Raw genomic sequence first — 14061 nt, forward strand, 5'->3', positions numbered from 1 at the left:
ACCGGAGCCCGGGCACGGCGACGCGCGCCGACGACGTCGGCGTTATCGCTAACAGCGATGCCCACCCAGGCGGGAGTCGGATCCCTGGCAACTGCGGCGCAGATCGCGCCCGGAACGGCCCGCGAGCGGTGCCGGTGACCCTATCCATCGACTGTGAGCGATAACATGGCGTTCGTCAAGGCGTAACACGCCGCCCGCCACGCGGGGTCGGCGCGGCGGGCGGCGAGGGGGTTCAGAAGCCCCGGGCGAGCCGGTAGTACGCCTGGTTCCAGCGCAGCTCGTCGGCGAAGCGGTGCGGGCGCGTCTCCGCGTCGATGACCACCAGCTCGGTCCGAGCCATCGCGGCCAGGTCACGCAGCTCCTCCACGCCGACGGCCTGGGAGAGCACGGTGTGGTGCGGCGCGCCCGCGGTGATCCACGCCTCCGCCGAGCCGGCCAGGTCGGGCTGCGGACGCCAGACCGCGCGCGCCACCGGCAGCCGGCGCAGCGGGTGCGGCGGCGGCACCACGTCCACCGCGTTGGCCACCAGCCGGAACCGCTCCCCCATGTCCGCCATGCCCAGCACCACGGCCGGGCCGGGGGCGGCGTCGAAGACCAGGCGCACCGGGTCCTCCCGCCCGCCGATGCTCAGCGGATGCACCTGCGCGCTCGGCACGTCGGCGGCGATGCTCGGGCACACCTCCAGCATGTGCGCGCCGAGGATCAGCTCCTGGCCGAACGTCAGGTCGTAGGTGTAGTCCTCCATGAACGAGGTGCCTCCCGGCACCCCGACGGCCATCGCCTTGAGCGTGTGCACCAGCACCGAGGTCTTCCAGTCGCCCTCGCCGCCGAAGCCGTAGCCGTCGGCCATCAGGCGCTGCACCGCGATCCCGGGAAGCTGGCGCAGCCCGCCGAGGTCCTCGAAGTTCGTGGTGAACGCCCGGAACCCGCCGGCCTCCAGGAACGCGCGCAGGCCCAGCTCCTGGCGCGCCGCGTACCGCAGCGAGTCGTGCCGGTCCCCGCCGGGCCGCAGCTCCGGCGCCACCCGGAAGGTGTCGTCGTACTCCTTGACCAGGTCGTCCACCTGCGCGTCCGCCACCTGGTCGACGGCCGCGACGAGGTCGTTGACGCCGTAGGTGTTCACCGATACGCCGAAGCGCAGCTCCGCCTCGACCTTGTCCCCCTCGGTGACCGCGACGTCGCGCATGTTGTCGCCGAAGCGCGCCAGCCGCAGCGTCCGCAGCGCCGACCAGCCGACGGCGGCCCGGGCCCAGGCCGCGACCCGGCCGACGACGCGCGGGTCGGTGACGTGGCCCGCGACGGTCTTGCGGGCCACCCCGAGCCGGGTCTGGACGAACCCGAACTCCCGGTCGCCGTGGGCGGCCTGGTTGAGGTTCATGAAGTCCATGTCGATCTCGTCCCACGGCAGCGCCACGTTCGCCTGCGTGTGCAGGTGCAGCAGCGGCGTCCGTAGCGCGTCCAGCCCGGCGATCCACATCTTGGCCGGGGAGAACGTGTGCATCCAGGCGATCACCCCGACCGCGCCCTGCACGGCCGCGTCCCGGCACACCGCCAGGATGTCCGCGCTGGAGGTGAGGACCGGCTTCCAGACCACGCGGACGGGGATGTCCGGCGAGGAGTCCAGGCGCGCGGCGATCTGCCGGGACTGCTCGGCGACCTGCCGCAGGGTGTCCTCGCCGTAGAGGCCCTGGCTGCCGGTGAGGAACCAGACCTCGGGCTGGGGGTGAGTTGCCATGTTGTTGCCTTCCGCGCTAGGAACCGTCACTTGAACCGGATGCCGATGAGGCGCTGGAGGAGGATGAACGCGAAGAGCAGCCCGCCGATCACGATCTTGGTCCACCAGGAGTTGAGGCTGCCGTCGAACGTGATCAGGGTCTGGATCACGCCGAGCACCAGCACGCCGAGCACGGTGCCGAAGACGTACCCGGAACCGCCGGTGAGCACGGTGCCGCCGATCACCACAGCCGCGATCACGTCCAGCTCCATCCCGACGGCGATCAGCGGCGCGCCGGAGAGCGTGTAGAACGACAGCAGGATGCCGCCGATGGCCGAGCAGAGCCCGCTGATCGTGTAGACGGCGATCCGGGTCCGCGCCACCGGCAGGCCCATCAGCAGCGCCGACTGCGCGTTGCCGCCGACCGCGTACACGTTGCGGCCGAACCGGGTGTACGCCAGCACGTACGCCGCGATCAGCACCACCGCGAACGCGATGAGCACACTGATCGAGACGAAGTTGCCGGCCGGGTCGCCGATGCGCTGCTGCGACATCGACGTCCAGAAGCCGTCGGTGATGGAGATCGAGGAGTCGCTGATGAACGTGCACATGCCGCGGGCGAAGAACATCCCGGCGAGTGTGACGATGAACGGCTGGATCTCGAAGAAGTGGATCGCGCAGCCCATCAGGAAGCCCAGCGTCGGGCCGATCAGCAGCGCGATGACCAGCACCAGCGCCGCGGGCAGGCCGTCGCGCAGCAGCGACGCCGACACCATCGCGGTCATCGCGACCACCGAGCCGACGGACAGGTCGATGCCGCCGGTGAGGATCACGAACGTCATGCCGACCGCGACCACGAGCAGGAAGCCGTTGTCGATGAAGACGTTGAAGACGACCTGGATGTTGGAGAACGCGCGGTACTGGGACACGCCGATGCCGTACATGACGAGCAGCAGGGCGAGCGTCGCCAGCACCGGGACGTGCCGCCGGGGCAGGCTGGGCCGCCAGGAGCGGCCGGTGGTCAACGACGTGCTGCTCATGCCGGCACCTGCTCCTTCTCCCGCTGCGGCGCCGCCGGCCCGGGCTCGGTCCCGCGCCGCCGCCGGCGCAGCCGGGCGCGGAACGCCGGGGCCTGCACGAGGCAGACGGCGATGACGACGACCGCCTTGAACAGCAGCGACGTCTGCGGCGAGATGTTCATGGCGTACACGGTGGTGGTCAGGGTCTGGATGATCAGCGCGCCGAGGACGGTGCCGCCGAGGGAGAACCGGCCACCGGCGAGCGACGTGCCGCCGATCACGACCGCCAGGATCGCGTCGAGCTCGATCCACAGGCCGGCGGCGTTGCCGTCGGCGCTGGACACGTTCGCGGTGACCATGAAGCCGGCGAGCGCGGCGCAGGCGGCGCTGATCACGTAGACGAGGAAGACGATGCGCCGCGACCGGATGCCGGCCAGCCGGCTGGCCTCGGCGTTACCGCCGACCGACTCGACGATCAGGCCGAGCGCGGTACGCCGGGTGAACGCGGCCACCAGCAGCGCGGCGGCGAGCGCGATCAGGATGGCCAGCGGCAGCGTCAGGAAGTGCCCGAGCCCGATCGCCCGGTACGGCCCGGAGTTGATCGTGATGATCTGCCCCTCGGTGACCAGCTGGGCGATGCCCCGGCCGGCCACCATGAGGATCAGCGTGGCGATGATCGGCTGGATGCCGATGACCGCCACGAGCACGCCGTTCCACGCGCCGAGCACCAGCGCGGCGCCGAAGGCCAGCGCCAGCGCGGTGGCCACCGTGGCCGGGCTGTTCTGGTCGGCCGCCCCGCTGATGTGCAGGCAGGCGATCGCGCCGCTGATGGCGCAGAGCGACCCGACGGACAGGTCGATGCCGCCGGTGGCGATGACGAGCGTCATCCCGAGCGCGACCAGGATCAGCGGCGCGCTCAGCCGCAGGATGTCGATGGGCGTGCCGTACAGGTGGCCGTTCTTGACCTCGACGGCGAGGAAGCCGGGACGGTAGACGGTGTTCGCGGCGAGCATCACCACGAGCACCAGCGCCGGCCAGAACAGGCGGTGGCCGGTGAGCGGGCGGAGGCGGGCGGCGACGGCGGTCATCGGGTCACCTCCTTCCGCGTGGTGCCGCTGGCGATGGTGCGCATGACGCGGTCGGCGTCGAGCGTGTCGTCGTTGTCGAGCTGGGCGACCATCTCGCGGTCGCGCATGACCGCGACCCGGTGGCTCAGGCGCAGCACCTCCTCCAGCTCGGCGGAGATGAACAGCACCGCCATGCCGCCGTCGGAGAGCTGCACCACCAGCTTCTGGATCTCGGCCTTCGCGCCGACGTCGATGCCGCGGGTCGGCTCGTCCAGGATGAGCAGGCGCGGCTCGGTGATGAGCCAGCGGGCCAGCAGCACCTTCTGCTGATTGCCGCCGGACAGGTTGCGCACCGGCAGTTCCGGGTTGGCCGGGCGGATGCTCAGCGCCTCGACGTACCTGCGGACCAGCTCGTCCTGGCGGCGGCGCGGGATCGGACGCAGCCAGCCGCGCGCGGCCTGCATCGCCAGGATCATGTTCTCCCGGACCGTCAGCTCCGGGACGATGCCCTCGGCCCGCCGGTTCTCCGAGCAGAACCCGACACCCTGGCCGATGGCCTGGATCGGGTTGCGCACCGGCGCCCGGCCGCCGTCGAGCCGGACCTGGCCGTGGTCGGCCCGGTCCGCGCCGAAGATCAGCCGCGCCACCTCGGTACGGCCGGAGCCGAGCAGTCCGGCCAGGCCGACCACCTCACCGGCGTGGATGCGCAGGCTGAACGGGGCGACCGCGCCACGCCGGCCCAGCCCGTCGGCGTCCACCAGCGGGGCCTCGTCCGCGGTGTCGACGGTGGCGCGTTTCTGCTGCTCGTCGAGCCGCTCCAGCACGTCCAGCTCCTGCCCGATCATCTTCTCGACCAGGCTGAACTGCGGCAGCTCCTCGGTGCGGTACTCCCCCACCAGCGTGCCGTTGCGCAACACCGTGATGCGGTCCGCGATGCCGTAGACCTGGTCGAGGAAGTGCGTGACGAACAGGATCGCGATGCCCTCGTCACGGAGCTGGCGCATGATCCGGAACAGCTGCGCCACCTCGCCGGCGTCCAGGCTGGACGTCGGCTCGTCCAGGATCAGCACCCGGGCCTGCACGTCGATCGCCCGGGCGATGGCGACCATCTGCTGCACCGCGAGCGAGTACGTGCCCAGCGGCGCGGAGACGTCGAGGTCGAGGTCGAGCCGGGCCAGCAGGTCGCGGGCCCGCCGGCGCATCTCGCCCCAGCGCACCGCGCCGAGCCGGCGCGGCTCGCGGCCGATGAAGACGTTCTCCGCCACCGACAGGTTGGTGCAGAGGTTGACCTCCTGGTAGACGGTGCTGACGCCGGCCGCGGCGGCCTGCATCGGCCCGCTGAACGAGACCTGCTCGCCGTCGAGGGTGATGGCTCCCGCATCGGTCCCGTAGACGCCGGTCAGCACCTTGATCAGGGTGGACTTGCCGGCGCCGTTCTCACCCATCAGGGCGTGGACCTCGCCCGGGAACAGCCGGAAGTCGACGTCGTGCAGCGCGCGGACCCCGGGGAAGGTCTTGCTGATGCCGGTCATGGTCAGGACCGGACGGTTACCCGTCATCCCATCGGACCTCTTCTAGACGGTGGTGGCACGGGGGCCGCCGTCTCGCGACGGCGACCCCCGGGGTGGGTCAGTACTTGCGGTTGGGCAGTGCCTCCTTGGCCTGCTCCTGGGTGAAGGTGGTCTCCTCGGTCTCGATCCGGGCGGGGACCTCCTCGCCGGCCTTGACCTTCTTGACCAGCTCCATCAGCTGCGGGCCGAGCAGCGGGCTGCACTCGGCGATGAAGTTGAACTTGCCGTCCGCGAGGGCCTGCATGCCGTCCTTCACCGCGTCGACGGTGATGATGGTGATGTCCTTGCCGGGCGTCTTGCCCGCCGCGCTGATCGCCTCGAGCGCGCCCAGACCCATGTCGTCGTTGTGCGCGAAGAGCACGTCGATCTTCGGGTTGGCCTTGAGGAACTGCTCCATGACCTGCTTGCCGCCGGCCCGGGTGAAGTCACCCGACTGCGACGCGACGATCTTCAGGTTGGGGTTGGCGGCGATCGCCTCGGCGAAGCCCTTCTTCCGGTCGTTGGCCGGGGCCGAGCCGGTCGTGCCCTGCAGCTCGACGATGTTGACCGGGCCGGACGCCGCCTTCTTCTGCTCCACCAGCCACTCGCCGGCGAGGCGGCCCTCCTTGACGAAGTCCGAGCCGAGGAACGTCTTGTAGAGCGACTTGTCGGCCGAGTCGACCGCGCGGTCGGTCAGGATGACCGGGATCTTCGCGTCCTTGGCCTCCTTGAGCACGGTGTCCCAGCCCGACTCCACCACCGGCGAGAAGGCGATCACGTCGACCTTCTGCTGGATGAAGTTGCGGATCGCCTTGATCTGGTTCTCCTGCTTCTGCTGCGCGTCGTCGAACTTCAGCTCGATGCCGGCCTCGGCGGCCGCTTCCTTGATCGAGGTGGTGTTCGCGGTGCGCCAGCCGCTCTCGGCGCCCACCTGGGAGAAACCCAGGACGATCTTGTCGTTGCCGTCACCGGAATCGCCACCGGTGTCGCTGTTGCCGCAGGCCGCCATGCTGCCGGCGAGCAGCACGCCGGCGAGCGCGGCGATGACCCTGCGGGCCGTGCTCCTGGTACTCATCGGTTCTCCTCCGGGGTTGGATGTTCCGGACGCGCGGCGGGGAGCCGGTGCGTCCGGGTGTGGTGGTGGGGTGGGTGCGCGGCGCTCGGTCCGGGGTCAGGGCGCCGGCGGGCGTTGGCCGTAGACGTTCTGGTAACGGTCGTAGAGCGAGTCGATGTCGGCCGGCGCGATCGGCAGCGGCTGCCCGAGCGCTCGGGCCAGGTGCGCGGTGCGGGCGACGTCCTCGCACATCACGGCGGCCTTGACCGCCGCCCGGGCGTCCCGGCCGATGGTGAACACGCCGTGGTTGCGCATGAGCACCGCGGGCGAGCGGTGCCCGGACAGCGTGCTGACGATCCCCTTGCCGATGTCGTCGCCGCCGATCAGCGCGAACGGCCCGACCGGGATCTCCCCGCCGAACTCGTCGGCCTGCGCGGTCAGCCAGCACGGGATCGCCTCGCCCCGGGCCGCCCAGGCGGTGGCGTAGCCGCTGTGGGTGTGCACCACGCCGCCGACCTCGGGCATCGCGCGGTAGACGTAGGCGTGCGCGGCGGTGTCGCTGGACGGCGAGCCGCCGCCGTCGACGACAGTGCCGCTCAGGTCGCAGACCACCATGGACTCGGCGGTCAGGTCGTCGTAGTCGACGCCGCTGGGCTTGATGACCATCAGGTCCTGACCGGGTACGCGGGCCGAGACGTTGCCGGCGGTCCAGGCCACCAGCCCGTAGCGGGTCAGCTCGCGGTGCAGGCGGGCCACCGTCTCGCGCAGCTCGGCGACCTGGCTGTTCATCCGACCACCTCCAAGGGCGCGGCGGCGCGGGCGTCGACCGCCGCGTTGCGGATCGCCCGCAGGCGCAGCATGACGTCGTTCGCGCCGCGGCCGAAGTGGTCGTGCAGCGCGCGGTACTCCGCGTAGAGCGCGTCGTACGCCCGGACGTTCTCCGGTACGGGCCGGTAGACCGCCTCCTCGATCCGTCCCATCGCGGCGGACGCCTCGTGGATCGACTGGTACTCGCCGGCCGCGACCGCGGCGTGGATGGCCGAGCCGAGCGCCGGCCCCTGGGCGGAGCCGATGATGCTCAGCGGCCGGTTCGTGACGTCGGCGTAGATCTGCATCAGCAGCCGGTTGGAGGTGAGCCCGCCGGCCACCACCAGGTCGTCGACCGGCACTCCGGCCTGCGCGAACGCCTCGACGATCATCCGGGTGCCGTACGCGGTGGCCTCCAGCAGCGCCCGGTAGACGTCCGGCGGCCGGGTGGCCAGCGTCAGCCCGACGATCAGCCCGCTCAGGTCGTGGTTGACCAGCAGCGACCGGTTGCCGTTCCACCAGTCCAGCGCCACCAGGCCGTGCGCGCCGACCGGCTGGGCCGCGGCGGCCTCGGTGAGCCGCTCGTGCGAGTCGAATCCGGCCGGGGCGCCGTGGCGCACGAACCAGCCGAAGATGTCCCCCACGCCGCTCTGCCCGGCCTCGAAGCCCCAGGCGCCGGGGCTGATGCCGCCGTCGACCACGCCGCACATGCCCGGCACCTCGGCCGGGTGGGTGCCGTTGAGCACGTGGCAGGTGGAGGTGCCCATGATGGCCACCAGCCGGCCGGGCCGCAGCGCCTGGGCGGCGGCGGCGGTGACGTGCGCGTCGACGTTGCCGACCGCGACCGCGATGCCCTCGGGCAGGCCGGTCCAGGCGGCGGCGCGGGCGTCGAGCGCGCCGGCCCGCGCGCCCAGCGGCAGCAGCGGACCGTCCAGCTTGGTGACGAAGTCGGTGAAGTCCGGGTCGAGCGCGGCCAGGTAGTCCGGGGACGGGTAGCGGCCGTCCTGCCGGATGCCCTTGTAGCCGGCGGTGCAGACGTTGCGCGTCTCGACGCCGCACAGCTGCCAGACGATCCAGTCGGCCGCCTCGATGAAGCGCTCAGCGCGCCGGTAGATCTCCGGGTCCTCGTCCAGGATCTGCAGCCCCTTGGCGAACTGCCACTCCGCGGAGATCTTGCCGCCGTAGCGGCCGATCCACGGTTCGCCGCGTTCGTGCGCCAGCGCGTTGATCCGGTCGGCGTGCGGCTGCGCGGCGTGGTGCTTCCAGAGCTTGACCCAGGCGTGCGGCCGGTGGCGCAGCTCCGGGATCTCGCACAGCGGCGTGCCGTCGGCGAGCGTCGGCAGGACCGTGCAGGCGGTGAAGTCGATGCCGATCCCGACCACCAGTGCCGGGTCCACGCCGGCCGCCGAGAGCGCTGCCGGTACGGCGTGGCGCAGCACGTCGCGGTAGTCGTCGGGGTCCTGCAGCGCCCAGTCCGGCGGCAACGCCGGGCCGTCGTCGGGCAGCGCGGTCTCGATGACCCCGTGCCGGTAGTCGTGCACCGCGGTGCCGAGTTCAGCGCCGTCGCGGACCCGGACCACCAGCGCCCGGCCGGACAACGTGCCGAAGTCGACCCCGATCACGTACCGGTCGGTCGCGTCCACTTCGCTCATTTGCACCTCCGCCGTGTCACGGAGTTAGTGTTAGCGCTCACATACACATCCGTCAAGACACGTCCGGGCAACAGCTACGTAACGAGCGGCGGCGCCCGGAACCGGCGGCCTCCGCCCCGCGCGGACCGGCCCGGCCGCCGGCCGGGAGATCCACGCCGACGGCGCGGTCGAACCTCGGGCAGACGGCCTGTTAGCGACAACAATCGATGGAACTTCCGGAAATTCTCTCGGCGCTCCCGACTCCCCCGGCCCGAGGGCCCAGATGCCGCCGCGGGGCCGCCCAGAAGGCCGCTCAGCGGCTCTTTTTCTCGCCGCGGCACCCTCGGCAGCAGGCCGCCGCAAGCCGCCCGAGGGTCGCCAGGCTATTTACAGTGTTTGATGTCAGCGATAACATTTCGCCATCCCCACACACTGTGGCGCCGCTGTCCGGGAAACCCCGGCGCCGCAGCCGGGCGGCGACGGACGGCGACCCCGTCGACCGCCGGAACCCCACCACCCACGAGCGCCCGCCGGCACCGACCGGCCCTGGTGGAACTGCCGTGCCGCGTCCGTCCCCGTGGACCACGGGCGACGCCGTGCAACCGGCGGGCCGCTCCCTTCCGGGTACCGGCACGGACGGCGCCCGGCCACCGAGGAGGACCCAGTGCGCAGATGGACCCGACGGACGCTCGCCGTCCTGGGTGTCGCGGCGGTGGCGCTCGCAGCCACCGTCACCGACGGGGCAGTCGCCCCACGCCCGGCCCGGGCGCTGGACAACGGCGTCGCCCGTACGCCGCCGATGGGGTGGAACACCTGGAACACGTTCGGCTGCAACATCAACGAGACCCTCATCCAGCAGACCGCCGACGCGATCGTCGCCAACGGACTGCGCGACCTCGGGTACAAGTACGTCGTCGTGGACGACTGCTGGTTCAACCCGAACCGGGACGCGCAGGGCAACCTCCAGGCGCACCCGCAGCGGTTTCCCAGCGGGATGAAGGCGCTCGGTGACTACCTGCACGCCCGTGGCCTGCTGTTCGGCATCTACCAGGTGCCGCTGGACAAGACCTGCGCCCAGGTCGGCGGCGCGTTCCCCGGCGCCACCGGCAGCCTCAACCACGAGTACCAGGACGCGCGGCAGTTCGCCGCGTGGGGCGTGGACTACCTCAAGTACGACTGGTGCTCCGGCACCGGGACGATAAACGACCAGGTGGCGCGGTTCGGCATCATGCGCGACGCGCTGGCCTCCACCGGCCGGCCGATCGTCTACAGCATCAACCCCAACAGCTACCACGCCAAGACCGGGCCGCAGCGCAACTGGAGCGACGTGGCGAACCTCTGGCGGACCACCGAGGACATCACCAACGCGTGGAACACCGGCCAGACCAACGGCTACCCGATGGGCATCCAGAACATCGTCGACGTCACGGTGCCCCTGGCCGGGTACGCCGCCCCCGGCGGTTTCAACGACCCGGACATGCTGGAGGTCGGCCGAGGGGGCATGAACGACACCGAGATGCGCAGCCACTTCGCGCTCTGGTCGATGCTGGCGGCGCCGCTGATGATGGGCAACGACGTCCGCTCGGCGAACGCGGCCACACTGGCGATCCTGCGCAACGCCAACCTGGTCGCGATCAACCAGGACACGCTCGGCCGTCAGGCGGTCCAGGTGTCCTTCGACGGCACCCGGCGGGTGCTGGCCAAGCCGCTGGCGAACGGCGACGTGGCGGTCGCCCTGTTCAACCAGGGCAGCTCGACCACCACCGTCTCCACCACGGCGGCGGCGATCGGCAAGAGCGGCAGCTCGTTCACGCTGCGCGACGCCTGGACCGACGCCACCTCCAGCACCAGCGGCACGATCTCCGCCAGCGTCCCGGCCCACGGCACCGTGGTCTACCGGGTCAGCGGCGGCGGCACCACGACCCCGCCACCGGTCCCGACCACGTTCCGGCTGCGCAGCGAGTCGTCCGGCCGGTGCCTGGACGTCGACAACGCCGGCACCGCCAACGGCACCGGCACGCTGATCTGGGACTGCCACAACAACGCCAACCAGCAGTTCACGGCCAACGGGCAGGCGTTGCAGGTGCTCGGCAAGTGCCTGGACGTGCCGACGAACGCGACCGCCGGCACCCGGGTGCAGATCTGGGACTGCAACGGCGGGACCAACCAGCAGTGGACCATCAACGGCAACGGCACGGTGAGCAACGGACGCTTCCCGTCGCTGTGCCTGGACGTCGACAACGCGGGCACCGCCAACGGCACCCGGGTGATCGTCTGGACCTGCCACGGCAACACCAACCAACGGTGGAGCCGGGCGTGAGCGGCTGCGGCCGGTGAACGGCGGTCGGCCGGACGAAGGGGCGAGCGTCCGGCCGGCCGTCACCGGGCGCCGGCCGCCCGGCGCTTGTTCCAGATGTCGAACGCCACCGCCACGAGCAGGACGAGACCCTTCACCACCGACTGGACGGACTGGTCGACGCCCATGAGCTGCATCCCGTTGCTCATCACCGCCATGATCAGGCCACCCACCATGGCGCCGACCACGGTGCCGACCCCGCCGGTGACCGCCGCGCCGCCGATGAAGGCCGCCGCGATCGCGTCCAGCTCGAACATGTTGCCGGCGGCCGGCTGGGCGCCGTTGGACCGGGACGAGTAGATCACGCCCGCCACGGCGGACAGGAAGCCCATGTTGACGAAGATCCAGAAGTTGACCCGCTTCACCCGGACGCCGGACAGCATCGCCGCGGGCAGGTTGCCGCCGATCGCGTACACCTGCCGGCCGAACACGGTACGGCGGGTGAGCAGGCCGTAGATCAGCACCAGCACGGCCAGCACGATGAGCACGATCGGCAGGCCGCGGGCGTTGGCGAGCTGCCAGGCGAACCACATGACCACGGCGCCGACCACCACGATCCGCAGGACGAACAGCGGGAACGACTCCACCGGCTGCTCGTGGCGCACCCGGGCGATCCGGGTCCGGAACACGGCCACCGCGTACCCGACGACGGCGAACGCGCCGATGAACAGCGTGAAGGCGTCGTAGCCCTCGCCGCCCAGCAGTCCGTTGAGGAAGCCGGCGGCGACCCGCTGGTACTCCTCGGGGAACGGCGACAGCGAGATGTTGTCCAGCACCCGCAGCGTGAGGCCGCGGAACAGGAGCATGCCGGCCAGGGTGACGATGAAGGCCGGGATCCCGGCGTACGCGACCCAGAGCCCGTGCCACGCGCCGACCGCGACGCCCACCGCGAGCGCGGCCAGCACGCCGGCCCACCAGGGCATGCCCTCCCGGATGACGAGCACCGCGGAGACCGCTCCGGTGAGCGCCACCACCGATCCCACGGACAGGTCGATGTGGCCGCCGATGATCACGATGACCATGCCGATCGCGAGCACCAGGATGTAGGAGTACTGGAGCACGATGTTGGTCAGGTTGCCGGGGCTGAGCGAGACACCGTCGGTGAGCACCGCGAACAGCGCGACGATCACCACCAGGGCGATGTAGATGCCGCTCTGCCGCAGGTTGCCGAGGATCAGCGTGCGCGGGTCGCTGGTGCCGGTGTGCAGGCTCGCGGCCGCGCCGGTGTCGGGCGCGGCGACCTTCTGGGGCGTGGGCTTCGTGCTGGTCATCGGACGAGATCCCTGTCCTTGGTCATGAGTTCCATCAGGTTCTCCTGGGTGGCCTCGCGCACCGGCATCTCCCCGGTGATCCGGCCGGCCGCGAGGGTGTAGACGCGGTCGCACATGCCGAGCAGCTCGGGCAGTTCGGAGGAGATGAGGACCACCGCCTTGCCCTCGGCCACCAGCCGGTTGACGATCGTGTAGATCTCGAACTTCGCGCCGACGTCGATGCCCCGGGTCGGCTCGTCGAGGATCAGCACGTCCGGGTCGGTGAACAGCCACTTCGCCAGCACGACCTTCTGCTGGTTGCCGCCGGAGAGCTTGCCCACCACCGACATCACGGTCGGGGCCTTGATGTTCATGTCGCGCCGTCCCCGCTCGGCGACCTGGATCTCCCGGTTGCCGTCGATCCAGCCGTTGCGGGCGAGCTTGTCGAGCGCGGCGGCCGAGATGTTGCCCCGGACGTCGTCGATGAGGTTGAGGCCGTAGTGCTTGCGGTCCTCGGTGGCGTACGCGATGCCGTTGGCGATCGCCTCGGCCACCGTGCGCGCCCGCACCTCGCGGCCCTTGACGTACAGACGGCCGCTGATGTCGCGGCCGTAGGCGCGGCCGAACACGCTCATCGCCAGCTCGGTGCGCCCGGCGCCCATCAGGCCGGCGATGCCGACGACCTCACCGGCGCGCACGTGCAGCGAGGCCCGGTCGACCACCAGGCGGTCCTGTGTCGGGTGCCGCACCGTCCAGTCCTCGATCCGCAGCACCTCCTCGCCGGGGGTCACGTCGCGGGTCGGGTAGAAGGTGGCCAGGTCGCGCCCGACCATGCCGCGGATGATCCGGTCCTGGGTCGCGCCGCCGTCGGCCATGTCGAGCGTCTCGACGGTACGGCCGTCGCGGATGACGGTGGTCGAGTCGGCGATCGCCGTGATCTCACCCAGCTTGTGCGAGATCATGATGCAGGTGATCCCCTGGTCGCGGAGGCTGCGCATCAGGTCGAGCAGGTGCGCCGAGTCGACGTCGTTGAGCGCCGCTGTGGGCTCGTCGAGGATCAGCAGCCGCACCTTCTTGGACAGCGCCTTGGCGATCTCCACCAGCTGCTGCTTGCCGACGCCCAGCTGGATGACCGGGGTGACCGGGTTCTCGTGCAGCCCGACCGACCGCAGCAGCGCCGCGGCCTCGGCGTTGGTGCGGTGCCAGTCGATGAGCCCGCCGCGGCCCCGGCGCTCGTTACCGAGGAAGATGTTCTCGGCGATCGACAGGTACGGCACCAACGCGAGTTCCTGGTGGATGATGACGATGCCGCGCGCTTCGCTGTCCTGGATGCCCCGGAAGCCGACCGGCTCGCCGTCCAAGACGATCTGGCCGTCGTAGCTGCCCGCCGGGTAGACCCCGGACAGCACCTTCATCAGGGTGGACTTGCCGGCGCCGTTCTCGCCGCAGATCGCGTGGATCTCGCCGCGCCGTACGGCGAGCGAGACGTCCTGCAGCGCGGTGACCCCGGGGAAGGTCTTCGTGATGCCACGCATCTCGAGGATGTGGTCGCTCATGGGTATCCGTCCTGCTCGTGGTCGTGGTGTCCGGAGCGGGGCGGGCCCGGTGGCGTA

Annotated in this window: 10 protein-coding genes; 1 reads left to right on the plus strand and 9 read right to left on the minus strand. The window is 71.1% G+C overall.

What is annotated here, in order from left to right; translation table 11 throughout:
* Window positions 1–232: 232 nt before the first annotated feature.
* From araA to araB, 7 genes are all read right to left on the minus strand, one after another.
* Window positions 233–1735, minus strand: coding sequence for an L-arabinose isomerase (gene araA, locus PVK74_RS08800; RefSeq protein WP_064445621.1), 1503 nt, complete (start codon window positions 1733–1735; stop codon window positions 233–235).
* A gap of 26 nt (window positions 1736–1761) precedes the next feature.
* Window positions 1762–2754: a galactofuranose ABC transporter, permease protein YjfF gene (gene yjfF, locus PVK74_RS08805; protein ID WP_043323316.1), complete on the minus strand. Its 993-nt coding sequence runs from the start codon at window positions 2752–2754 to the stop codon at window positions 1762–1764.
* Entirely contained in the window at window positions 2751–3821 is a 1071-nt protein-coding gene (locus PVK74_RS08810; protein ID WP_043323315.1) for an ABC transporter permease, read from the minus strand. Before PVK74_RS08810 ends, yjfF begins: the two co-directional genes overlap by 4 nt.
* Window positions 3818–5359 carry a sugar ABC transporter ATP-binding protein gene (locus tag PVK74_RS08815; protein ID WP_274478776.1) on the minus strand — a complete coding sequence of 514 codons (1542 nt, stop codon included), beginning with the start codon at window positions 5357–5359 and terminating at the stop codon, window positions 3818–3820. Before PVK74_RS08815 ends, PVK74_RS08810 begins: the two co-directional genes overlap by 4 nt.
* Before the next feature lie 70 nt (window positions 5360–5429).
* Window positions 5430–6425 (minus strand): ABC transporter substrate-binding protein, encoded by a 996-nt coding sequence (locus tag PVK74_RS08820; protein WP_043323310.1) that lies wholly within the window; start codon window positions 6423–6425, stop codon window positions 5430–5432.
* A 96-nt stretch (window positions 6426–6521) separates the two neighbouring features.
* Window positions 6522–7193: an L-ribulose-5-phosphate 4-epimerase gene (locus tag PVK74_RS08825; protein ID WP_043323308.1), complete on the minus strand. Its 672-nt coding sequence runs from the start codon at window positions 7191–7193 to the stop codon at window positions 6522–6524.
* Window positions 7190–8863, minus strand: coding sequence for a ribulokinase (araB, locus tag PVK74_RS08830; RefSeq protein ID WP_043323306.1), 1674 nt, complete (start codon window positions 8861–8863; stop codon window positions 7190–7192). The genes PVK74_RS08825 and araB overlap by 4 nt, the downstream gene beginning before the upstream one ends.
* A gap of 643 nt (window positions 8864–9506) precedes the next feature.
* Here araB and PVK74_RS08835 point away from each other — a divergent pair.
* Complete coding sequence (locus PVK74_RS08835) at window positions 9507–11162, plus strand: glycoside hydrolase family 27 protein (RefSeq protein WP_064445619.1); 1656 nt, start codon at window positions 9507–9509, stop codon at window positions 11160–11162.
* Window positions 11163–11221: 59 nt separating this feature from the next.
* Here PVK74_RS08835 and mmsB read toward each other — a convergent pair whose 3' ends face one another.
* On the minus strand, window positions 11222–12469 hold the full coding sequence (mmsB, locus tag PVK74_RS08840) for a multiple monosaccharide ABC transporter permease (protein WP_064445618.1): 1248 nt from the start codon (window positions 12467–12469) through the stop codon (window positions 11222–11224).
* Complete coding sequence (gene mmsA / locus PVK74_RS08845) at window positions 12466–14004, minus strand: multiple monosaccharide ABC transporter ATP-binding protein (RefSeq protein ID WP_064445617.1); 1539 nt, start codon at window positions 14002–14004, stop codon at window positions 12466–12468. The genes mmsB and mmsA overlap by 4 nt, the downstream gene beginning before the upstream one ends.
* Between the last annotated feature and the right edge of the window lie 57 nt (window positions 14005–14061).

Source organism: Micromonospora chalcea, assembly GCF_028768405.1.
Taxonomy (GTDB): Bacteria; Actinomycetota; Actinomycetes; order Mycobacteriales; family Micromonosporaceae; genus Micromonospora; species Micromonospora chalcea.

What these genes read in the sequence shown, in the direction of transcription:
- PVK74_RS08810 (WP_043323315.1), bottom strand. Translation starts at nt 3,821, where the DNA reads ATGACCGCCGTCGCCGCCCGCCTCCGCCCGCTCACCGGCCACCGCCTG.
- yjfF (WP_043323316.1), bottom strand. Translation starts at nt 2,754, where the DNA reads ATGAGCAGCACGTCGTTGACCACCGGCCGCTCCTGGCGGCCCAGCCTG.
- PVK74_RS08825 (WP_043323308.1), bottom strand. Translation starts at nt 7,193, where the DNA reads ATGAACAGCCAGGTCGCCGAGCTGCGCGAGACGGTGGCCCGCCTGCAC.
- PVK74_RS08815 (WP_274478776.1), bottom strand. Translation starts at nt 5,359, where the DNA reads ATGACGGGTAACCGTCCGGTCCTGACCATGACCGGCATCAGCAAGACC.
- mmsA (WP_064445617.1), bottom strand. Translation starts at nt 14,004, where the DNA reads ATGAGCGACCACATCCTCGAGATGCGTGGCATCACGAAGACCTTCCCC.
- araA (WP_064445621.1), bottom strand. Translation starts at nt 1,735, where the DNA reads ATGGCAACTCACCCCCAGCCCGAGGTCTGGTTCCTCACCGGCAGCCAG.
- PVK74_RS08820 (WP_043323310.1), bottom strand. Translation starts at nt 6,425, where the DNA reads ATGAGTACCAGGAGCACGGCCCGCAGGGTCATCGCCGCGCTCGCCGGC.
- araB (WP_043323306.1), bottom strand. Translation starts at nt 8,863, where the DNA reads ATGAGCGAAGTGGACGCGACCGACCGGTACGTGATCGGGGTCGACTTC.
- mmsB (WP_064445618.1), bottom strand. Translation starts at nt 12,469, where the DNA reads ATGACCAGCACGAAGCCCACGCCCCAGAAGGTCGCCGCGCCCGACACC.